Here is an 877-nt window from a genome sequence, read left to right as displayed (position 1 = left end):
AACGAAAGTTCGGCGGCTAAAACAGGGCCTTTTAAACCTCATACCCGATAGGTGATGTTGATTGTTATAGCCTGCTCGTTCCTGTTCCATATTTTTTTTAATATGAGAATAGGGCGGGCAACTCTGCCTATTTCCCTTTCCCCCCTCCTGGTTCCGTTGAATGTAAAAACCTGTAAACATTAAGTGATTAAAACATAAAGGCTTTAAGGTCTTAAGGATCTTAGGAGAAAAGAGATAAACAAAAGAAAAGGTAAATATAGATTAATTGGGGTTTGGTTGGGGAATGAAAGCCCCGGAGCGGGAGCGGTTAGCAACCGGCAGGGCGGTAGCATCTTTTAAATCCCCTACTCGTTTTATGCCACAAAACAAAAAAAAGCCCCGGATTTCTCCAGGGACACGACAGAAAAGGGTACTAAGCTTTCCTATCTTTTTTTAGCATGATAGTAGGAAAGGTGTACTAAGCCCTTCCTACTCTTAACAATGCTAGTAGATTAAACGTAGTATATCATACCCATTAGTAAACTACTATATAATTTTAATTTTTACTGTAATTTTGTAAAAGTATAGATATTTACTCCCTAAAATACATATAAAAAATACGTACTTTTTATATATTATCTATTGCACGTATAATATATACGTGTTATAATAAGTATATAGAAAGGGGGGAGAAAAAAATATCTTCTCGGGATATAATAAAACTCATTAAGAAAGACGGATGGTATTTAGATAGGGTCACAGGGAGTCACCACCATTTCAAACACCCTACAAAAAAAGGAACAACAACAGTTCCTCATCCGAAAAAAGACATTAAAACAAAAACATTAAACTCAATACTCAAGCAGGCAGGGCTTAAATAAATAGCCCTCCTGCAAAG

Annotated in this window: 1 protein-coding gene; it reads left to right on the top strand. The window is 36.4% G+C overall.

The window, feature by feature from the left end:
• The first annotated feature begins 677 nt into the window (after positions 1-677).
• Positions 678-860, top strand: a complete 183-nt coding sequence (locus CVN76_RS03655) for a type II toxin-antitoxin system HicA family toxin (protein WP_100530334.1) — start codon at positions 678-680, stop codon at positions 858-860.
• Positions 861-877: the final 17 nt, after the last annotated feature.

The organism is Bacillus sp. mrc49, from assembly GCF_002803435.1.
The sequence above is the reverse complement of the archived record's forward strand: the minus strand, read 5'-3'. Positions and strand labels throughout refer to the sequence as shown.